This is a genomic window from Burkholderia cepacia, from assembly GCF_029962485.1.
Lineage (GTDB): Bacteria > Pseudomonadota > Gammaproteobacteria > Burkholderiales > Burkholderiaceae > Burkholderia.
In genome coordinates this window covers 777948-795498 of sequence record NZ_CP073637.1, presented here as the reverse complement: position 1 = coordinate 795498, position 17551 = coordinate 777948, and the positions used below count along the sequence as shown (strand labels likewise).

The 17551-nt window shown below is 50.9% G+C and carries 11 protein-coding genes; 2 read left to right on the top strand and 9 right to left on the bottom strand.

The features are described from left to right. Position 1: 1 nt before the first annotated feature. The 8 genes from KEC55_RS03630 to KEC55_RS03595 form a co-directional block, all read right to left on the bottom strand. A complete protein-coding gene (locus KEC55_RS03630; protein ID WP_282507480.1) occupies positions 2-1522 on the bottom strand; it encodes an LTA synthase family protein in 1521 nt (506 codons plus the stop codon). A gap of 5 nt (positions 1523-1527) precedes the next feature. After that, positions 1528-2322: an SDR family NAD(P)-dependent oxidoreductase gene (locus tag KEC55_RS03625; protein WP_282506779.1), complete on the bottom strand. Its 795-nt coding sequence runs from the start codon at positions 2320-2322 to the stop codon at positions 1528-1530. Beyond that, on the bottom strand, positions 2315-3520 hold the full coding sequence (locus KEC55_RS03620) for a capsule biosynthesis protein (protein ID WP_282506778.1): 1206 nt from the start codon (positions 3518-3520) through the stop codon (positions 2315-2317). Before KEC55_RS03620 ends, KEC55_RS03625 begins: the two co-directional genes overlap by 8 nt. 911 nt (positions 3521-4431) lie before the next feature. Continuing rightward, on the bottom strand, positions 4432-4923 hold the full coding sequence (locus KEC55_RS03615; protein ID WP_282506777.1) for a hypothetical protein: 492 nt from the start codon (positions 4921-4923) through the stop codon (positions 4432-4434). Further along, the gene (locus KEC55_RS03610) at positions 4902-5351 is read right to left on the bottom strand and encodes a hypothetical protein (RefSeq protein WP_282506776.1); all 450 of its coding nucleotides are present in this window, start codon (positions 5349-5351) and stop codon (positions 4902-4904) included. The genes KEC55_RS03615 and KEC55_RS03610 overlap by 22 nt, the downstream gene beginning before the upstream one ends. Before the next feature lie 2062 nt (positions 5352-7413). After that, positions 7414-7959: a hypothetical protein gene (locus tag KEC55_RS03605; protein ID WP_282506775.1), complete on the bottom strand. Its 546-nt coding sequence runs from the start codon at positions 7957-7959 to the stop codon at positions 7414-7416. A gap of 243 nt (positions 7960-8202) precedes the next feature. Then, a complete protein-coding gene (locus KEC55_RS03600) occupies positions 8203-10431 on the bottom strand; it encodes an HAD-IIIC family phosphatase (RefSeq protein ID WP_282506773.1) in 2229 nt (742 codons plus the stop codon). Between the two features lie 658 nt (positions 10432-11089). Next, positions 11090-13321 (bottom strand): HAD-IIIC family phosphatase, encoded by a 2232-nt coding sequence (locus tag KEC55_RS03595; RefSeq protein ID WP_282506772.1) that lies wholly within the window; start codon positions 13319-13321, stop codon positions 11090-11092. 1005 nt (positions 13322-14326) lie between these two features. Here KEC55_RS03595 and KEC55_RS03590 point away from each other — a divergent pair. Continuing rightward, positions 14327-15316 (top strand): hypothetical protein, encoded by a 990-nt coding sequence (locus KEC55_RS03590; protein WP_282506771.1) that lies wholly within the window; start codon positions 14327-14329, stop codon positions 15314-15316. 92 nt (positions 15317-15408) lie between these two features. Next, positions 15409-16248 (top strand): glycosyltransferase, encoded by an 840-nt coding sequence (locus KEC55_RS03585; protein WP_282506770.1) that lies wholly within the window; start codon positions 15409-15411, stop codon positions 16246-16248. A gap of 92 nt (positions 16249-16340) precedes the next feature. Here the strand turns inward: KEC55_RS03585 and glf are convergent, their stop codons facing one another. Next, a complete protein-coding gene (glf, locus tag KEC55_RS03580) occupies positions 16341-17492 on the bottom strand; it encodes a UDP-galactopyranose mutase (protein WP_282506769.1) in 1152 nt (383 codons plus the stop codon). Positions 17493-17551 lie beyond the last annotated feature (59 nt).

The window sequence follows — 17551 nt, the reverse complement described above, 5'->3', positions numbered from 1 at the left end:
TTTATGTCGCTTTCTCGGATGCGCGCGGCTGTCCCGTGCGATTTCCGTCGTCTTGTGTCACGTGCAGCAGTACTGCCCCTAATTCCTCCGCCGGCAAATTTCGGCATTCGGAAGCAACTGCGCCGTAATTCCGCCAGATGAAATAATCGCTGCGTTGCGGATTGACGTCCAGTTTATGAAAAACATGAGGCAACGCGGGAACGTGATCGCCGTAGAAGCAAACGACCGTTTCACGATTGCAGGTACGCAAATGATCGAGCAATCGTCCGATCATTGCATCCGCATTTTCAATGTGTCGCAAGTATGCTGTAAGGTCGTGCCAAGAGGCATCTTCGCCGAGAGTATGCCTTGAACGCGATTCTCCGGGTAATACCTGCTCCAAATGCAGTGGGCCGTGGTTCTCCATCGTCATCGCGAAAATGAAGCGCGGGCGGCCACGAGGCGCATCGAGCGCAGCAATAATCGCATCTGTCACCGCGTCATCGGATACGTATGGCCCGGAGCGGGACGCCGCCACAAAATGTTCGATATCGAGGAATTGCTCGAATCCAAGCATGGGGAATACGCGATTGCGCCCGAAGAAGTCCGCATAGTAGGGGTGAATCGCAAGCGTTTCGTAATCTCCACGCCCGAACCAGCGGGCAAGAGATGCGCAGACACTGCGCACAAAAGTGTAAGGATAGAAACGCGCATACCCCAACGCCGCCTGGGGCACGCCCGTCAACACCGCAAATTCTGTGCGCATCGTGTTTGCACCCCAGGCTGGCACGGTCAACTTGCCGTGACACACTGACTCGCGCCGCGCCTCATCGAAGCGCGCGTACACCGCTGACTCCACCGCTCCGCTGACATGGCGCACGTCAAAGTACGACTCGCTCTGGATCACGATAACGTCGGGACACCTCGCAGGCTCGCCGGTCGCAAACGGACTGGATTCGTTGGCACGCGCGAACGAGTCGAACGTCGTGTGACGCAGACCATTGAGCAGATAGGCCACGAACACCGCAAAAAAACCGTGGCGCTGCTGATCTGCTATCGGATCAAGCGTCAGCGGCAGGCGGGCAGCAAGCCCTCGGCACAGTAAAAATATGACTCCGGGGGCAATCGCGAAAGCCAGCCATGGGCGTGGAGAGATAGCGGGCTCGGACAGGTAACCAATCAGCACGATCAGCACGCCCGCCACGATCGCAATCACCTTGTCGAGACTCAGGAACGGCAAGTAGAGCCGCGGGTGCGAAAACAACTGGCTGAACAGGCTTAGATCGGTAAAGACAAAGGGTTCGCGCAAGGATTCGTATTTCGCGTTGCTGACTATCTCGACCAAGCCAACGAGTGCGATCGCGACGAACGCGGAAAAAATCGGACGGGCGGTGACGAAGAGGAGCAGCGACGCGATGAACAGAACTGCGAGCGCACGGACGCATGCGCCAGCAAGCGAACGACGCTGCGGGAAACGGGGCACTGCGATGCGATCGGGCGCGAACGACAGGACAGCGGCAGCAATACATGTCAGCCAGGGCATCGCAGTCACTTGACGTCTTCCTCCCTGGGAAAATAAGACAACTTGTCGAGAATTGCGTCGGCGAGTGACGGCGGCAACAGCGGCAACAAGCGCATTCCGAACGCCAGCAGACCGGGAAACGCAACTTCGGTGCGTCCGGCCTCGAGTTTGCGACGGATATATGACGCTGCCTTGTTCGCTGTCCAGAGAAATGGCTTGTCGCCGGGAAATACGTCGCTCATTGACGTTTCAACGAATCCGGGTAAGACCACTGACATCCGGATGCCATTGCGCTTGAGCAACGGCCTGACGGAATCGGCATACGCCTTGATCGCAGACTTGCTCGCACAATAAGCCGGCGAGATCGCCATCCCGCGCAGCGCGGCCAGCGACGCGACCATAACGACATGGCCCTGCTCTCGCTCGCGCATCCGGTCGACGACAGGCAGCACGGCATGCAGGGCGCCATAAAAATTCGTATCGACCACCCGCGCCGTGCGCTCCAGCCCCTCCCAGTCGTTCGTCGTGGCAAGCGTACTCGCAACACCCGCGTTCGCGATCAGCAGATCAATCGGATGGACCTCGTCGAAGCCGTCGAGCCACGCTTTTGCGCTGTCGGCATCACGCACGTCAAACTGCCCCGTAATAACGACAGCCCCGCGTGTACGACATTCCGAGGCACTCGCGTCGAGCCGCTCGATGTCGCGGCCGACGAGACCGAGCACGACACCCGGTCGAGCGTAAGTCAGCGCAAGCGCACGGCCGATACCGGCGCTTGCGCCGGTGATAACGACATGGCGCGGTTCGACAACGCTACCCATGCACCTCCTCCACACGGGCGACGACGCCCGCCACGGCCATCTCGATACCGGACTTTGTGTAGAAATCACCGTTGATTTGCGTGTGGTGCATCACGTAATCAAGAAAGGCACGATAGAGATGCATGTCCGGGATATCCGCCTGCGTCCAAAAATCGTCGAGACTACCTTGCCAAGTCAGGCCGGGTATAGCGTAAATCGCCGTGCCAAGCGCGATCAAGGGCCGCTCGTGGTGCAAGGCAGACAAACCCACAGTGCTATTGACGACGACTACCCCACGGGAATTGTCAAGCAAGGTGGGAAGATGACCAGCATCGATAAAAAGCATGCGCTGGTCGATGCCAAGCTCCCGAGCAAGTGTCGCTGCAAATTGCTTGTAGGCAATCAGGCCCGTGTCCAGCGGATGGTTCTTGATAACAAGCCACGCGTGAGACGGGGCGTGGCGAGCAAATGAACGCAATACTGCCGAAATGGCAGCGCAAATGCCGTCGAATGGAGAATGCGCGACGATCTGCGCGTCGGAGTTCAATTGAAGCGGAAACAGGTAATACTCTCGCTTCTCGTCCAGCAATTCCCGTGCTATCCGATCGGCCTCCCAGGCATGAACGCGCGACTGGGCGGCGCGATAGGCCAGGCCAGCGTATTCCTGGAAACCATTTTTGGGGCGATGGCTCCTGTAGTACGGAAACCGGCGGGCGTGCAGCGCGTTCGCCAGACGGTAGGCGATATCGTGGTACACGCGTACCTTCAGGTTATAGCCGGTCGGATGACCAAAGGCCGCGGGCGGGACATGCTTGCGTTGGTCGCGATACCAATCGGGGTCGCGCGGCAGCAACGAGCGGCCATTGACGCCGTGATGCTCCATCGTGATCCAGTGGGGACGAACATAGCCCTCTTCGAACACATGTACGCGCAGGCCGAGATCCTGAACGACAGCATGTATCGGTCGATGGATTTCACGGCAATCGCCAAACAGGAAGACATCGGTAAAGTCGTTGGCTTCGACGATCTGACGGTACCAGGCCGACAAGCCTTCCGCCTTGTCACGATAATTCCAAGCCGCGCCCCCACCGGCGTAGGCCAAGTCGCCGCCACAAAAATTAACGCGGGTCACACGGTGGCCGCGGCTGCCAAGAACATGCGCGAGCTGGCTGAAAAACGGGGACGCCGTGCCTTGCAAGGCAAGGAAAGAACGACTCATAGATCAACGATGCAGTAATGGGAAAACCGGCAAACATCGCCATCCAGACAATATCAATGGGTGCGTTCGGTGAACCGGCCTCTCACCGAGTCGTGTGGATCTTGGTGGAGATCAGTGAGTTGACGTGTCTCACCTTTCAACTTGCCGCTGTTCATCGATTGTCACATTGAAAGATGGCTATTTTTATTCGGACACTTGTTGTGGATCTGTAAGTGGAGCATCACTGCCAGGCAGTGGATGTGACGGAAAGCAGCGCCCTGAAGTATGCCTTATTCCGCCACTGAGCCGTTAGGGCTGCACGAACTATCTCGCTCGCCGCAACAAGCCATCGGGCGTGGCAGAGCGCCCTGCAGTCGGGCAGATAGATATCTTTGTCTCATTTGCGTCACACCCTGACAAATGCATTACTGCGCACCGACTCCCAAACGGAGTGGCGAGGGACTTATCAGGTGCATGACAGAGGACCGGCCAGCTTCAGGCTTGGGCGGCAGTGAAGTTGCCGCCCCGGGTATCGACACCCTCGCCGATTGGCTTCCGCGCTCGTTCATTTGACGATTGCAAGCCATTGAGCCGCGCCAGCCAAGGGGAACGCGAACGGCCTCTCGAAATACCCGGTAGCGGCAAGATTCCAGCGTCGACGCGACACGCTGGCCACATCGCCCGGCACGATGCGGGCGTTGCGCGCGGTCGTCTCGTGAACGCCACACCATGCGATGCGGCTTCGGCGTGGTGACGCACACCCTCGCCCCGCCGCAAGCGCTTATTTAGTTGGCGTGGTCGACAACGAGATCGAAATCGCGCATGACATTTGAAGTCGCACTGCCCATCGGCTAGTGATCGCAGTACAACGCCCTGACAGGCTCATGAAATCCCGATGCACAAAGCTCGCCGGGACGCTCGCCTTTCTACCGCTACACCGCGATCAATCGCCGCCAGAATCGTTTGGCCTTCCCGATTCCCTTGATAACAGGCCGCCATGCCCTGGCCAGCGGAAGCACATCGCGCAAGGCCATGGGCCCTTCGTCCAACCGCAATTCGTTAAAAAGACGGTCCCGTTGAGAACTCAATTCATCATGCCTGCGCGAGAGATCAATGTAAGATTTTTGTAATTCTTCTAGCGCCAAGATGGTCGCAGCATTTTCAGCAAGCGCGTTGTCTCGAGCTTCCGAGATCGTCGCCAGTTCCTGCCTGTGACATTCGCTTGCAATACGCGCATTTTCGATCTCGCGAGCCGATATGGATTCCCGCTCGGTCACAAGATTATCGAGAGACGAATGAAGGGCGTCCCGATCATGCACCAAGCTATGGCGCTCTTGAATCAGCCCGTCTCGCTCGTGGATCAGCGCATTCCGTTCATGAATCAGCCCGTCTCGCTCGTGGGTCAGCCCACTTCGCTCGTGCACCAGCCCGTCCCGCTCGTGAACCAGCCCGTCCCGCTCGTGAACCAGCCCATCCCGCTCGTGAACCAGCCCGTCCCGCTCGTGAACCAGCCCGTCCCGCTCGTGAACCAGCCCGTCCCGCTCGTGAACCAGCCCGTCCCGCTCGTGAACCAGCCCATCCCGCTCGTGAACCAGCCCATCCCGCTCGTGAACCAGCCCATCCCGCTCGTGAACCAGCCCGTCCCGCTCGTGAACCAGCCCGTCCCGCTCGTGAACCAGCCCGTCCCGCTCGTGAACCAGCCCATCCCGCTCGTGAACCAGCCCATCCCGCTCGTGAACCAGCCCATCCCGCTCGTGAACCAGCCCATCCCGCTCGTGAACCAGCCCATCCCGCTCGTGAACCAGCCCATCCCGCTCGTGAACCAGCCCATCCCGCTCGTGAACCAGCCCATCCCGCTCGTGAACCAGCCTATCTCGTTCTGAATGAATAGCCAAACGGCGGCTCGCTCTTTCCCTATATCTATTGAACGTAACTTCTGAAATTAGATCATCGCTAAACCTCATCAGTCCCATCAATTTATAGGCCGCGTAATCGTAAAATTCATCAATTGGATGAAATTTCGCCTCACCATACGGAGCATCAAAGGATGTGACTGAAAAACGCCCGTTCAAATCGAGAACGTTCAATTTCGCCAGTAAGCTATCAATTTTTTTCCAAAGCAGATCAACCCACCAATTGATTTCGGATGACTCCGGATCCCCCAATCCAGTCACACCATCGACAGTGATTTTGTTGACGCAAGTTCTCCGCCGCATAATAATAAGCGGAACACCAATTTCATCAGATAATTCAATCAATTCTTTGAGATAATGAAAATAAATTTCCAAGTATTGATGACTTTTCGGAGAAATTCTGACCCACCCATCATCCATAAACCCATCAGGCCACTTCCAATTCGGCCCTAGCGCCTCCGACTCCATGTCGGAAATAATGCAGCCGTCTTTCTCGAAAAAATCGTTAGTAAAATCACTGGTTGGATCGAAAAGCAAAAATTCGTATCCACCCGATTTGAGTTTTCGCAGCGCCTGCTTTGTTAACTCGAAATTTATGCGCTCAGACAGTCGGTGATCTTGTGATTCAAAGTAAGTTCGCCCATCCACCTTCTTCGACATCAAGCCAGGTACGCTGACGCGCCACAAATGCGTGGCATTTGCGAGCAGACTCATCCTCCCGGCGAGCACTTCGGTCACACATCCACCGATGCTCAATATTTTAGGTTTCCGCAAAGCAGACACTGGAGCCTGCTCGCCCCCGGTGAGGTCGGTTCTGACCACTCGGAAAATTTCACTGATGCTCATGATCTCTCGACTGCCACGATCGCGCCGGCTCAGGCAGCCAGCTGCGTGGTCGTTCCCGTTCGGCTACCGTAGACCGTAGTAACCCGGCCGCTCGACAAACCAGGCTTTCTACAGGCTTATGCTTTCAAGCGCAAAATCTTACAATTTGCATATATTGACATAGCAAATAGAGATTTCTCGACAGACAGGAAAGAAAACGAAACAAAATGTCACAGAGATGTTGCAATTCAGCCACGCCAAGGCGAAAGACACGTCACGATTCTTGACATACTGAAATCAATCTCACCAAGGAATCGCGCAACCCATTTCGGGTTAACCCTGTGCGTTCTTGATTTGTCAGATTTAATCCAGGTATCTGCCAAACCCCGGGGGTCAACCGCCGAATTTCCCCGACACACGCGATCTAAAAGGCAATCACAAGGGCGGCCAAACTAGCCGCTTGCAATGCTCGCGATCCGGTTTGCGATTCACCTATGAATTTTTGGAAGTACCGCTCATCGGCAAAAAATTTTCTGCCTGCTCGAGGGATGGATTTGGGCGTCCATCAATGAGAAGTGCTATCGAAGCTAGACAATTAACGGAGTTACGAGTTGTCGCCGCTCGTCACATTTCATTAAATATAAACTCTCTCAAACACCGGAGAAAACGTTGCAGGCATGCCCACGCGAGATGAAAACATATTCACACGGAGTCGAGATTGAGAGCTCACTCCGGGTAGCATTTGCGCAAGCACCGACTGGATGGCTGCAAGGGTACGATTGCAATCCGTACCCGGGAAACCACATCAGTAAACGCGGAATCGATTCGAGACTGTTCGACGTCGTCAAAGCCAGCGCGTCGATTTTTCTAATACCTTGCTCGAAACAGGTCGTGGCGCGCCGTGAAAACAGATGAACTGTTACGGCATGCCTCGACGGATTCAAATTCTACCGAATCCAGAAATATCTTGAACTGGCAAGATGTAACCAATCTTGTGGTCTCACGAGGCGCAAAAAAAGCAAAGGAAGTAAATCGAGCTCACCGTAAATTTTGACCAGTTCGGCAAACTGCGCACGTACCTCCATTGCCCGCTAGATATCAGCCTACTTATCCGCGCTTCCCGCTTCAATTATCTTATTATTCCAGCGATTGCCAAGCGATTATCAGCACTCTCAATCAATCGAAAGGACGCTTTACGGACGCACCCAATTTCTTCAGGAGATGGAAATCAAGAACGTCAACCTTCCTGTTTCCGAGCGATTCGACCTGATAGACCTCCAGGGATTTAAACGCCAATCCAAGTGCGCGCTCATCATCACTCTTACCAATATCCGAGGGACGTGTTGCATGATGGATCAGAAATTCAAGCGTGATTCCGCTCGTCGCGTCCGTCTCGGCGGGCTTGAAGAATATTTGCTCCTGGACCCACACATCTTTCTCGACAAATGTGAATCCGGCGGCTCGAACACCATTCGCAAATAGATCAATCTTTTGCTCTTTCGCATTCGGCGGCACAAATGCAGACATATTGATATCGATTCTCATCAAGGTCCGTGGCGCAACTACGTGTCCAGGGATGACGAATCGCACCACCGCCTCTCTAGACCAACGACCAAACGGCTCGGGAAATGACAAACCCTCGTTGGCGATTGCCACTGGATCTTTCGAAAAATCCACAACCATTGTCTGCCGTATTTTCCCCGGAAAAACATCGGACTGCATAACGCGCTCCTCTCTCAGCCAAAATTACAATTTAACAAACCAACAAGCACAAAAAATAAACTCGACTTCAGCATTCCTCAACTTCGGAGGCACCGTCAACAACTGTCAATTTATTTAAACTCCTCATGCGGCATCGGCATGTCGATCACAAAACCGATGGACTTACTTACAATAATTTTTAACCATACCACGCAACACCACCTCATCCGATGAAGAAATCCCGGAGCTAAGCAAAACTCAACATTATTTCAATAGTGCGAGAGCAATCCATACAGGAAGCTCCGGGGCGGCGCTTCCGCGATAGCCGCCGTCACAGACATGGAAACCGCTGCCAGCGAAGTAATTTCTGCACGCCGCGTTTCTTTCGGTCTCATTATATATTGCTTTCACCTCGGCATGCTCGCTCAACAGCTTGGTCATGACAAAGTTCAGCACTGCCGTTTCGACACCTAAGCCGAAGACACGGCATGACATCACCACTTGCTCGATTATACTATCTCTGATAATTCCAACCGACACTATTCCGTGTCCCGCGTGCCTATCCGTCACATCGAAGACTACAAACTCGCCACCGCCCTCGAACAGCTCCTCACAAGCCTGCTCAGTCCACCTCTTTCCCGTAGTATTGAATTGATTCGTTTTGTTTATCAATTCCAAAGAGCGAGTGAATTTTGCGTCATGACGGTTAGCAATTATGCTGGGTTTCACCTTGATATTCAACGACTGGAGATAAGCAAGGCGATCGACGCCCTCCGATTTTCGCTCTCGAACGATTTTTGCACGAATCAATTCCGTCCGACGAGCGGATTCGTCCGTTACGACACGAACCTGAGTTTCGGGTGAATAATGAAGGATCATCTTCCAGAGTCGCTGGTCACCTGAAAGCGTCCGAATCTCAGGAAAAGCTTGCTTGACCTCATCGACTTCGCGCTGATTGTCGTCAATAAACAACACATTCTGCGGAAGTAAATTCACTTCACGTAGAATTTCTTCGATGGCATCAGATTTTGGATTCCAGTTAACCTTAATTGAGCAAAAATCATCAAGCGTAATTCGCGAACCCCAAACCTTCGAGAAATTCTTCAATATGAATTGCTCATCGTTTTTACTTGATATTGCAAGCAAAATACCACGTCGCTTGCACTCCATAAGCGCCTCAACGTATCCCATCGGCCAGCCTTCAACGAGCGACGTCGCGACAATCTCATCCTCTTCGGCCAACACCCCTTTCCACATCGTATTGTCCAAATCAGTGACAATCAACTTGATCGGGTGCTTCGAATCAAGAATCCTCAATACCTGATCGAAACGCTCAATAAGCGCCAAATAAAATTGGACATCATCATTGGCCGCGTGTGTAAAGTGATTATGATACCCATCGTAGCTAATCATATCTCCATAATACTGACGAAGATCGTTTACCTCGATGTAGTAGCCGCTCGGTGTATTTTCTAGAATCTCAGCCAAAAAATCATTCATCGAACGAACCAAGGAGTACAAAGATGTCTTTCGATTATTCCAAAGTAGCCCTCGATGAGTGGCCAGCGGTTCAATGAATGATGTAAAAAAAACGGGGGTACCAAAAGGCAAAGCCGACATAAATTTTTCTACCAACTGCCTTAAGAGCTCCTTCGCATCCCTCAGTACAGCCGCCTGTTCGCTCTCCGACATTTTCACGTGCATCAGGTCATCTTCATGACGAGAAATTATCTGATAAAGAACAAATCGCAGCGTCAACTGAACCACTATCGAATCGTATTTCTCTCTCGATATATTTGGTATCTCGTTAGGCAACCACGAATTCATCAAAAAATGATCCGCTTTGTGCGAAGTCCGATGGGCAATATCGACCAACGTCTCGGCGGTGCACGTTCCGATAACGGCAAAATACCTGTATGCGCCGTCTTCCTCCAATCTCAAATCCGTTGGACACATCCATTTTGGATCAGCTCGCCTCAACTCGCTTCTTGGCGAAATCTTCTCCCCCTCAAACAATCCAAGATCGAGAATATTATGCTCAACTCTTCCCTCTGATTTAACCTGATATACATCAAGCGATTTGAGTGCGAGACCTAATGAGCGACAATCACTAAGTGCATTATCAACATCTATTGGCCTGGTCGGACAATGGATCACCAACTCAAGCGAGATACCTAGATCCGCACCACTCGCCGAAACCTTGAAATAAACACTTCGAGTCGTTGGCTTGTCGCCTCGTGAGAACAACCATGTTGTTGCCCGAACACCATTGAGCAAAACATCTGCTTTTTGCCATCCGATACTCGGCGGTATAAACGCCGAAACGTTTATATCTACCCGCATAACAGCGTGGGAGGAGATCGCACTGCCAGGCAAATCAATTCTGGCGGTAGGCCCATCGGTCCATCGACCGAAAGCCTCTGCAAACCATATACCACTATTCGCGATCGGCAATATTTCGTCAGAAAAATCTATTGTCAGAACTTTCACCATCTCCTTCCTCGCCCGACTTTCCTTCAGTCTTTCCAAAATACGCCGCAATCGCATGGTCAGTTAATATGCCAGATATGCTTAATTTGATGAAATTACAACCCTCCGCGTCGGAACAATGTCCATTGCACGCTGAGGCCACTTATATATCACTTGCGCCTGTCTTTTATTGTCAACTTATTGAGTCGCCGTCGGCCTCCGCTCATCTCAAAACCTTTCGCTAAGCCAGACGGGCATTTCCCGTATCACGCCGCATTTTACCGCTCCCGACCGGTCGGTTACTCGTCGACAGTTGTAGCTCAGTACTCGGCACCGCGCCAAGCATCTCGGAAATCCGTTGCTTGTGGCAACCTCTCGGGCAGTTGCTCCAAATACCACTGCAACGAAATGAAATATTCCCGGACGTATCCGGATAACCAACCAAACTGTCTGATGGGTGCTTGGCGCACAGCATCAATAACAGGAGCAATATTCCAATACCGACTCTGTTGGATCACGAGTCCTTGGACTTTCGACACGCTGCCGTCGCGCACACAAGCTGCATGCATCGCCGGGAAATCTGCACATGCGACTTCCCGGCTTCCGTCGTAAGATATACCCTTACGAGGCCACACCTATCCCTAGACAGGCAGAAATTCAAAAAAAACAAAAACCAACATCTTCAGCTACCAGCCATTTCCTCAACTGCAATCCACGCGGGGAACTCAGGGGTCTTGTTGCCCCGATATACTCCGTCAACTAGCTCAAATCCGGCATTGGGAAAATAATTTTCACAAGTCGAATTCCGCCCCGTGGACTGAAAGCGACCGAAGGATTCCGAATACATCGTCAGCATCCTTTTCATCAAAATATTCAACAAGGCAGTCTCTATACCCAGACCGAAAACTCTGCACGACATCACAACCTGCTCGATATGATTATGCCGAACAATTGCAACTGCGATTAACCCATGCTGAGCATGTTTATCCGAGGCATTTATTGAAACGAGCTCTCCACCGTCAGCAAACAATTCTTCACACTCCTGTTCACTCCATCGCTTCCCAGTAGTGTTAAATTGGTTTGTTTTATTGATCAATTCGAATGATCGAGCAAATCGAGCATCAGCCCGCGAATTCACAATCGATACTTTTACATTTATCCCAAGTGAATTCAGGTACGTCAATCGATCCGTTCCCTTTGACTCATGCTCACGGTCAATTTTCGCGCGAATCAATTCGGTACGCTTGGCAGACTCCTCAGTTACGACCGATACTTGCGTTTCAGGCGAGTAGTGTAGAATCATTTTCCACAAACGCTGCTCACCCGTCAAAACCCTAATATCCGGAAGCGCCTGCTTCACCTCAGCGATTTCAAGCGGATTGTCGTCAATAAAAAGCACATTCTGCGGCAAAAGATTTACTTCGCTCAAAATTTCACGAATGCCTTCCGACTTTGGATTCCAACTCACCTTTATAGAGCAGAAATCGTCCAGCACGAGCCTTTCGCCATAGACCTTGGCGAAATTTTCACGAATGAACTTCTCATCGTTTTTGCTTGAAATCGCCAGCAAAATTCCTCTTCGCTTACATTCAAGCAAAGCTTCTGCGTATCCAAGCGGCCAACCGTCCACCAGCTCACTCGGAATAATTTCCTCCTCTTCCGCAAGAACACCCTTCCACAAGGTATTATCGAGATCTGTAACAATTAATTTGATAGGCTGATTTGGATTCAAAACCCGGAGCGCCTGCTCAATTCTACTGCCGAGCGCCGCGGAAAATTCCCCACTAAAATTCGCGCCATGCACAAAGTACGACTCATAGCCATCATAGCTAGACATATCCCCGTAATACTGGCGAATATCATTAACTTCCAAATAAAATCCACTCGAAATATTATCTAGAATTTCGGCCAAGACATCGTTCATCGATCGCACGAGATAATATAGCGACGTCCTTCTATTGTTCCAAAACAATCCTCTGAGCGTTGCCGGCGGCTCTATGAACGACATAAAGAACACAGGCATACCTGCAGGGAGTTCCGCCATAAACTTAGCGACCAATTTATGAAGAAACTCCCTCGCCGAATCAATCAATGAGCGCTGCTCATCCTCCGACATTCTTGCATGCATCAAATCATCATAAGGTCGAGGAATGATGTAATGCCAAACGTGACGCAACGTGAGATGCACAACAGCTGCGTTGTAACCTCGCCCCGAAATATCCGGCATCACGTCATTTAAAGATGAGCCGACAAGATAATGATCAGCCGCGTTACCCGTAAACATCCGTACATCGTTGACCATTGCCTCGGCCACGCAAGTACCTAAAATCGCAAACTTCCCTCCGCTCCGTCCTCCGACCGTCAGTTGGTTTGGGAAGAACCATTTCTGATCGTCGCGCCTGGCTTTTTCGGCATCGGACTCATCCCCTCCAGGCAAAATCGAAAAATCCGACTGGCTTGCGGCCCGGCCGTTCACATTATCAAAAGACTCCACACCGTTAATCATCAGAGACTTGACTGCAACACCAAGCATCCGCGGATCATCATTGGCACCCAGGTCAGCTGGACGCGTAGGATAGTGAATCAAGAGCTCTAGCTTCAGCTCAAATTCATTTTCATATCGCTTTCTTTCGAGGTAGAAGTGTTTCGTACTCCATTCCGCATGTTTTTGAAATGTCCATGACGCAATTCGAGATCCATTTGCCAATACGTCGACGATTTGAACCCCGACTGCCGGCGGAACAAACGCGGACAGAGTAATATCAAATTTTAAAATCTGGGCATCCAGAGGCAGCGCCCTGATAGGCACCGTCATTCTGACCTGCGGCCCATCAGTCCAACGCCCAAATGACTCAGTAAAAGAAACACCGCTAACACCAATCGGCAGGTTTTGGTCAGAAAAATCGATTATCATTAACGCATATCCTTTTTAAACCCGGTAATTCCCAGCAACCCTTATGTTGAAGCAATCGACCTTCAACACAGCTCACTTGAATCACAAAAAACAATAATCCGACTATAAATTAAATGTAGCACCTCAACAATCCCATACAATCGGCCTCACCTTTGCTCCTCCACTGAGACTGACAAGCCGTGAACCTTTCTCGTCACGGCATGGTAGCCCACCGGGCCGCGCAGCGAATTCTGGATGTATCGTCAGATGCACGATCAATCTTCGACAGCTATCAATTTACATGCATCATAGTAATTCAGTTTTGATCTAAACGAATGCCCTTCGCGTAGTTTTCCGAGCAGAACAGGTTATTCTCGTACCTGGCTCGCGAGACGGCCTGCTCCGCCCCCCTCCCGCGACATCCATCATCGATCGGAGAGACCAAGCTACCACGTCGCCAAGAAATCCTCCCTCGCTCTCCGGCAGCTCCACCCCCTCCGGTACTTGGGCAATGTAGCAACCAAGATGATCTATACTCGCGCAGCAGGCCACCTGAAGTAGTGCGGGGCGAAGGATCCATTGCCCAACACCAGAAGATGTGCCCTTGCTGATGCCCGACGCCGAGATGGAAGCAACCGAACGACGACCTGTACCGTCGGCGTTCCGCCCGAAGGCCATGTCTGGCGAGGACTGAATTGACAGCCGGCCGCAAGGCATAGGCACTGGACGCAACGCCGTGATTCCGCGACACTTATCGTCGATTCTGAAGAAGTTCGAAGTTTGCGATCGCGACATACCGAATGACGAACCCGAGCGACGTAACCGCAAGGGTGCCAGCATTGCCAATTGCAGAAAGAATGGCGTTCGAACCGGAGAGTCTCAGATGGGGAAAGTCGTTTTTTCCCCTTTCAAATTTCAAACTTCTCGTCGAACGGTCGTTTGTTGAAATTTTGGCTGAATGCATTTTGACCATCGAGCGAAAAAATGCTCACTCGGAAGCAATTGATCATCTTGCAAGAACGTCTCATGAAGGAAAATCAGCACGTGGCCGACAATGCAATTTTTTCAATCTGCACGCCAAATTATATTGGCCAGGCCGCCGCCTTCTTCAGCAGCTTTATTAGCGCGTCTGCCGAAAATTCGCAAAACGTCGATAAGTATCTTTTTGTCGTCGGCGCATCATTCGACCTTCCAATGACCGAATCTCTCAATGCTAGGGTCATCCGTGTTGAAACGGTCGTAGAAGCGACAAAGCTGCAAAAAATCGCGGCTCGGTACACTCCCGCCGAGCTTTGCTGGGCACTGAAGCCTTTAATATTTAAGTATCTACTTCAAGCGCATAGCTCGGTGCTTTATTTTGATACTGATATATGGTTCACGGGAAAAGTCGGAGGAATTTTCGGAGAACTTGATTCAGCCGACATACTACTCACCCCGCATTATCTCGAACCCTTCGGTTGCAAAACATCATTTGGCGTCAAAGCCCTAAGCCTTCTCCGCGGCGGCGTCTTCAACGCTGGTTTCCTTGGAGTTCAGGGAAACTCACAAGGAATCTCATTTCTGGATTGGTGGGCTGACCACGTAGCAGTGCATGGAAGAAACGATCCCGACAACGGCATGTGCGGTGATCAGCGATGGTTAGACCTCGTGCCAGCACTGTATTCGGGTTGCAAGATTTCGCGGCACCCTGGAATGAATATAGGTTACTGGAACTTACACGAGCGTCAAATTCACCAGGAGGACGGCGAACTCAAGGCCAATGGAGAAGAATTGATATTCATGCATTTCAGCGGATTCGATTTCAAACGCCCAGAGACATTTTCCAGGCATCTCCCATCGTTCGAAGCAACCGACCCTCTATTATCTATAATTCGCTCGTACCAAGTCGCACAAGAAAAATTCGAAACACTCAACAGCAACATCTATATTTATCGTAAATGGTGGCATGGAAAAGTTGGACTCTATCGAAAAATCAAAGATGCGTACAGTAATCCACGAGAATGCACCTGCCCCTAAACCAAAAACTGCCGCAATTTTGGTTACGTATAATAGATGCGATTATCTAAAAAAAGCCATCGATTCTCTTTTAAAGCAAACCATTCTGCCAGATGCTTTTTAATATCATCAACAATGCCAGTACCGACGATACTTCACGGTACCTCAATGAAGCCAAGTTTGATTTGAATTCAAATTTCAAAATACTGAACCTGCCCGTTAATGAAGGGGGGGCTGGTGGATTTCATCGAGGGATTCGGCAAGCAATTGAAGACGGTTACGATTGGCTATGGCTTCTGGACGACGATTGTGTGGCGCGGCCAACAGCACTCGCCGAACTAATTACAGTCTCACGCGCCCCGCTTGATAATATAGGATTCGTCTGCAGCCATGTAATCTGGAAAGACGGCACTCCGCACGAAATGAACCTCCCGGGGGTTCGACTTCACGCCTCGGGGGAGCCATTTAACAAGCATCTCGAGCACAGCTGCCTACTGATACGATCCTGCTCGTTCGTTTCAGTACTCATCTCAAAAGATGCGGCACTGAATTTCGGTCTCCCGATCAAGGAAATGTTCATCTGGGGTGACGACCTCGAATACACCGAGCGAATTACGACCGGGGGAATGCTAGGCATCTATGCATTCAAGAGCATAGTCGAGCACCATACAGAGAAAAACGAGAATGATGACTTTTTCGACGCGGACCGAAAAACATTTCTAAAACATCGCTACGGGATCAGAAACAATTTATTTCGAATAAGAATAAAAAATGGACTCCCCTCATTTTTTCTGAGTCTCGCAGAGCGATTATTTATCGACAATATTAAAATTGCACTGCGCCGGAAAGACTCACGACTCGCCGCCGTTCTTACCAACACTCACGCATCACTGGCAAGTATATTTTTTCGACCGACAGTGGAATATCCCAAGACGAATAACATTACAAAATAGAGTTTCTCGATCCATCACATCAACCGACACCCCGCAAATCAGTGTCGCAACAATTTGCGGGGATGGGCTTTACTGAGACAGTATTTTTTGAATTACGCCAACGGATCTACGACGAAAGACGACATACGCGCACCAGATTCAGCGGTCGAGAGATACTGTTCTGCAACATCCAATGCCTCAGCAATCGTGACGTGCATGTCTAGATAACGATAAGTTCCGAGTCGGCCGACGAAGGTTATATTTTGCTCTTCACGCGCCAGCGCAACGTATCGCCCAAGCAGTTCCTTGTCATCGACGAGACGAACCGGATAATAAGGAATGTCATCCGGCCCACAGGCGCGGCTGTGTTCCTTATAGATCACTGTATTTTCGTGCTCTTCCCACGGAGAAAAATGCTTATGCTCCGAAATCCGAGTCCAAGGCACATTTTCTTCGCAGTAATTTATCACTGCATTACCCTGATAGTCGCCAACATGCCTCTCGGTCACAAAATCCAGTGTTCGATAACCCAAGCGTCCATGCTCGAAATCGTACCATGCGTCTAGCGGGCCACTATAAAACACGTGGTCGTACTTTGCAATTGCATCTTTTTCAATTTTCGTCCCGAGGTGCACCTTAATTCGCGGATGATCAATCATTCGCTCGACGATATATGTGTACCCATTCTTCGGCATCCCCTGAAATTTGCTTGCGTAGTAATTATCGTCGTAATTAAAACGAATTGGCAATCGCTTCAGGATGCTTGCGGGAAGCGCAGATGGATGCAGCCCCCACTGCTTCTTGGTATAGCCCTTAAAAAACGCCTCATAAAGATCCTTACCAACGAATCTTAACGCCTGCTCTTCAAAGGTTTCCGGCTCTGTAATATTTTTATCCCCGAGTTCAGCAATAAATTCCTTAGCCTCGTCAGGAGAAAAAATCTTACCGAAGAAATTATTAATCGTGAACAGATTGATTGGCAACGAATAAACCTTGTCGCCAGTAATCGCCTTTACCCGATTTGTAAATGGCATGAACTCGTCAAATTGACGAATATAGTTCCACACCTTTTTGTTGCTGGTGTGAAAAATATGCGGACCATAGACGTGGAGCATCACCCCGGTTTCCGGGTCCCGCTCCGAATGACAGTTCCCCGCAAGGTGATCACGACTTTCAAAGATATCGACGTCCATCCCGGCAAGAGCGAGTTCCCGGGCAATGACCGCACCGGAAAACCCCGCGCCAACGATACAGATTTTTTTCATCTTTAATTCCTTTTTATGAGCCACATCCGAAACCCAAAAAATCGGCCCACCGACTTTGT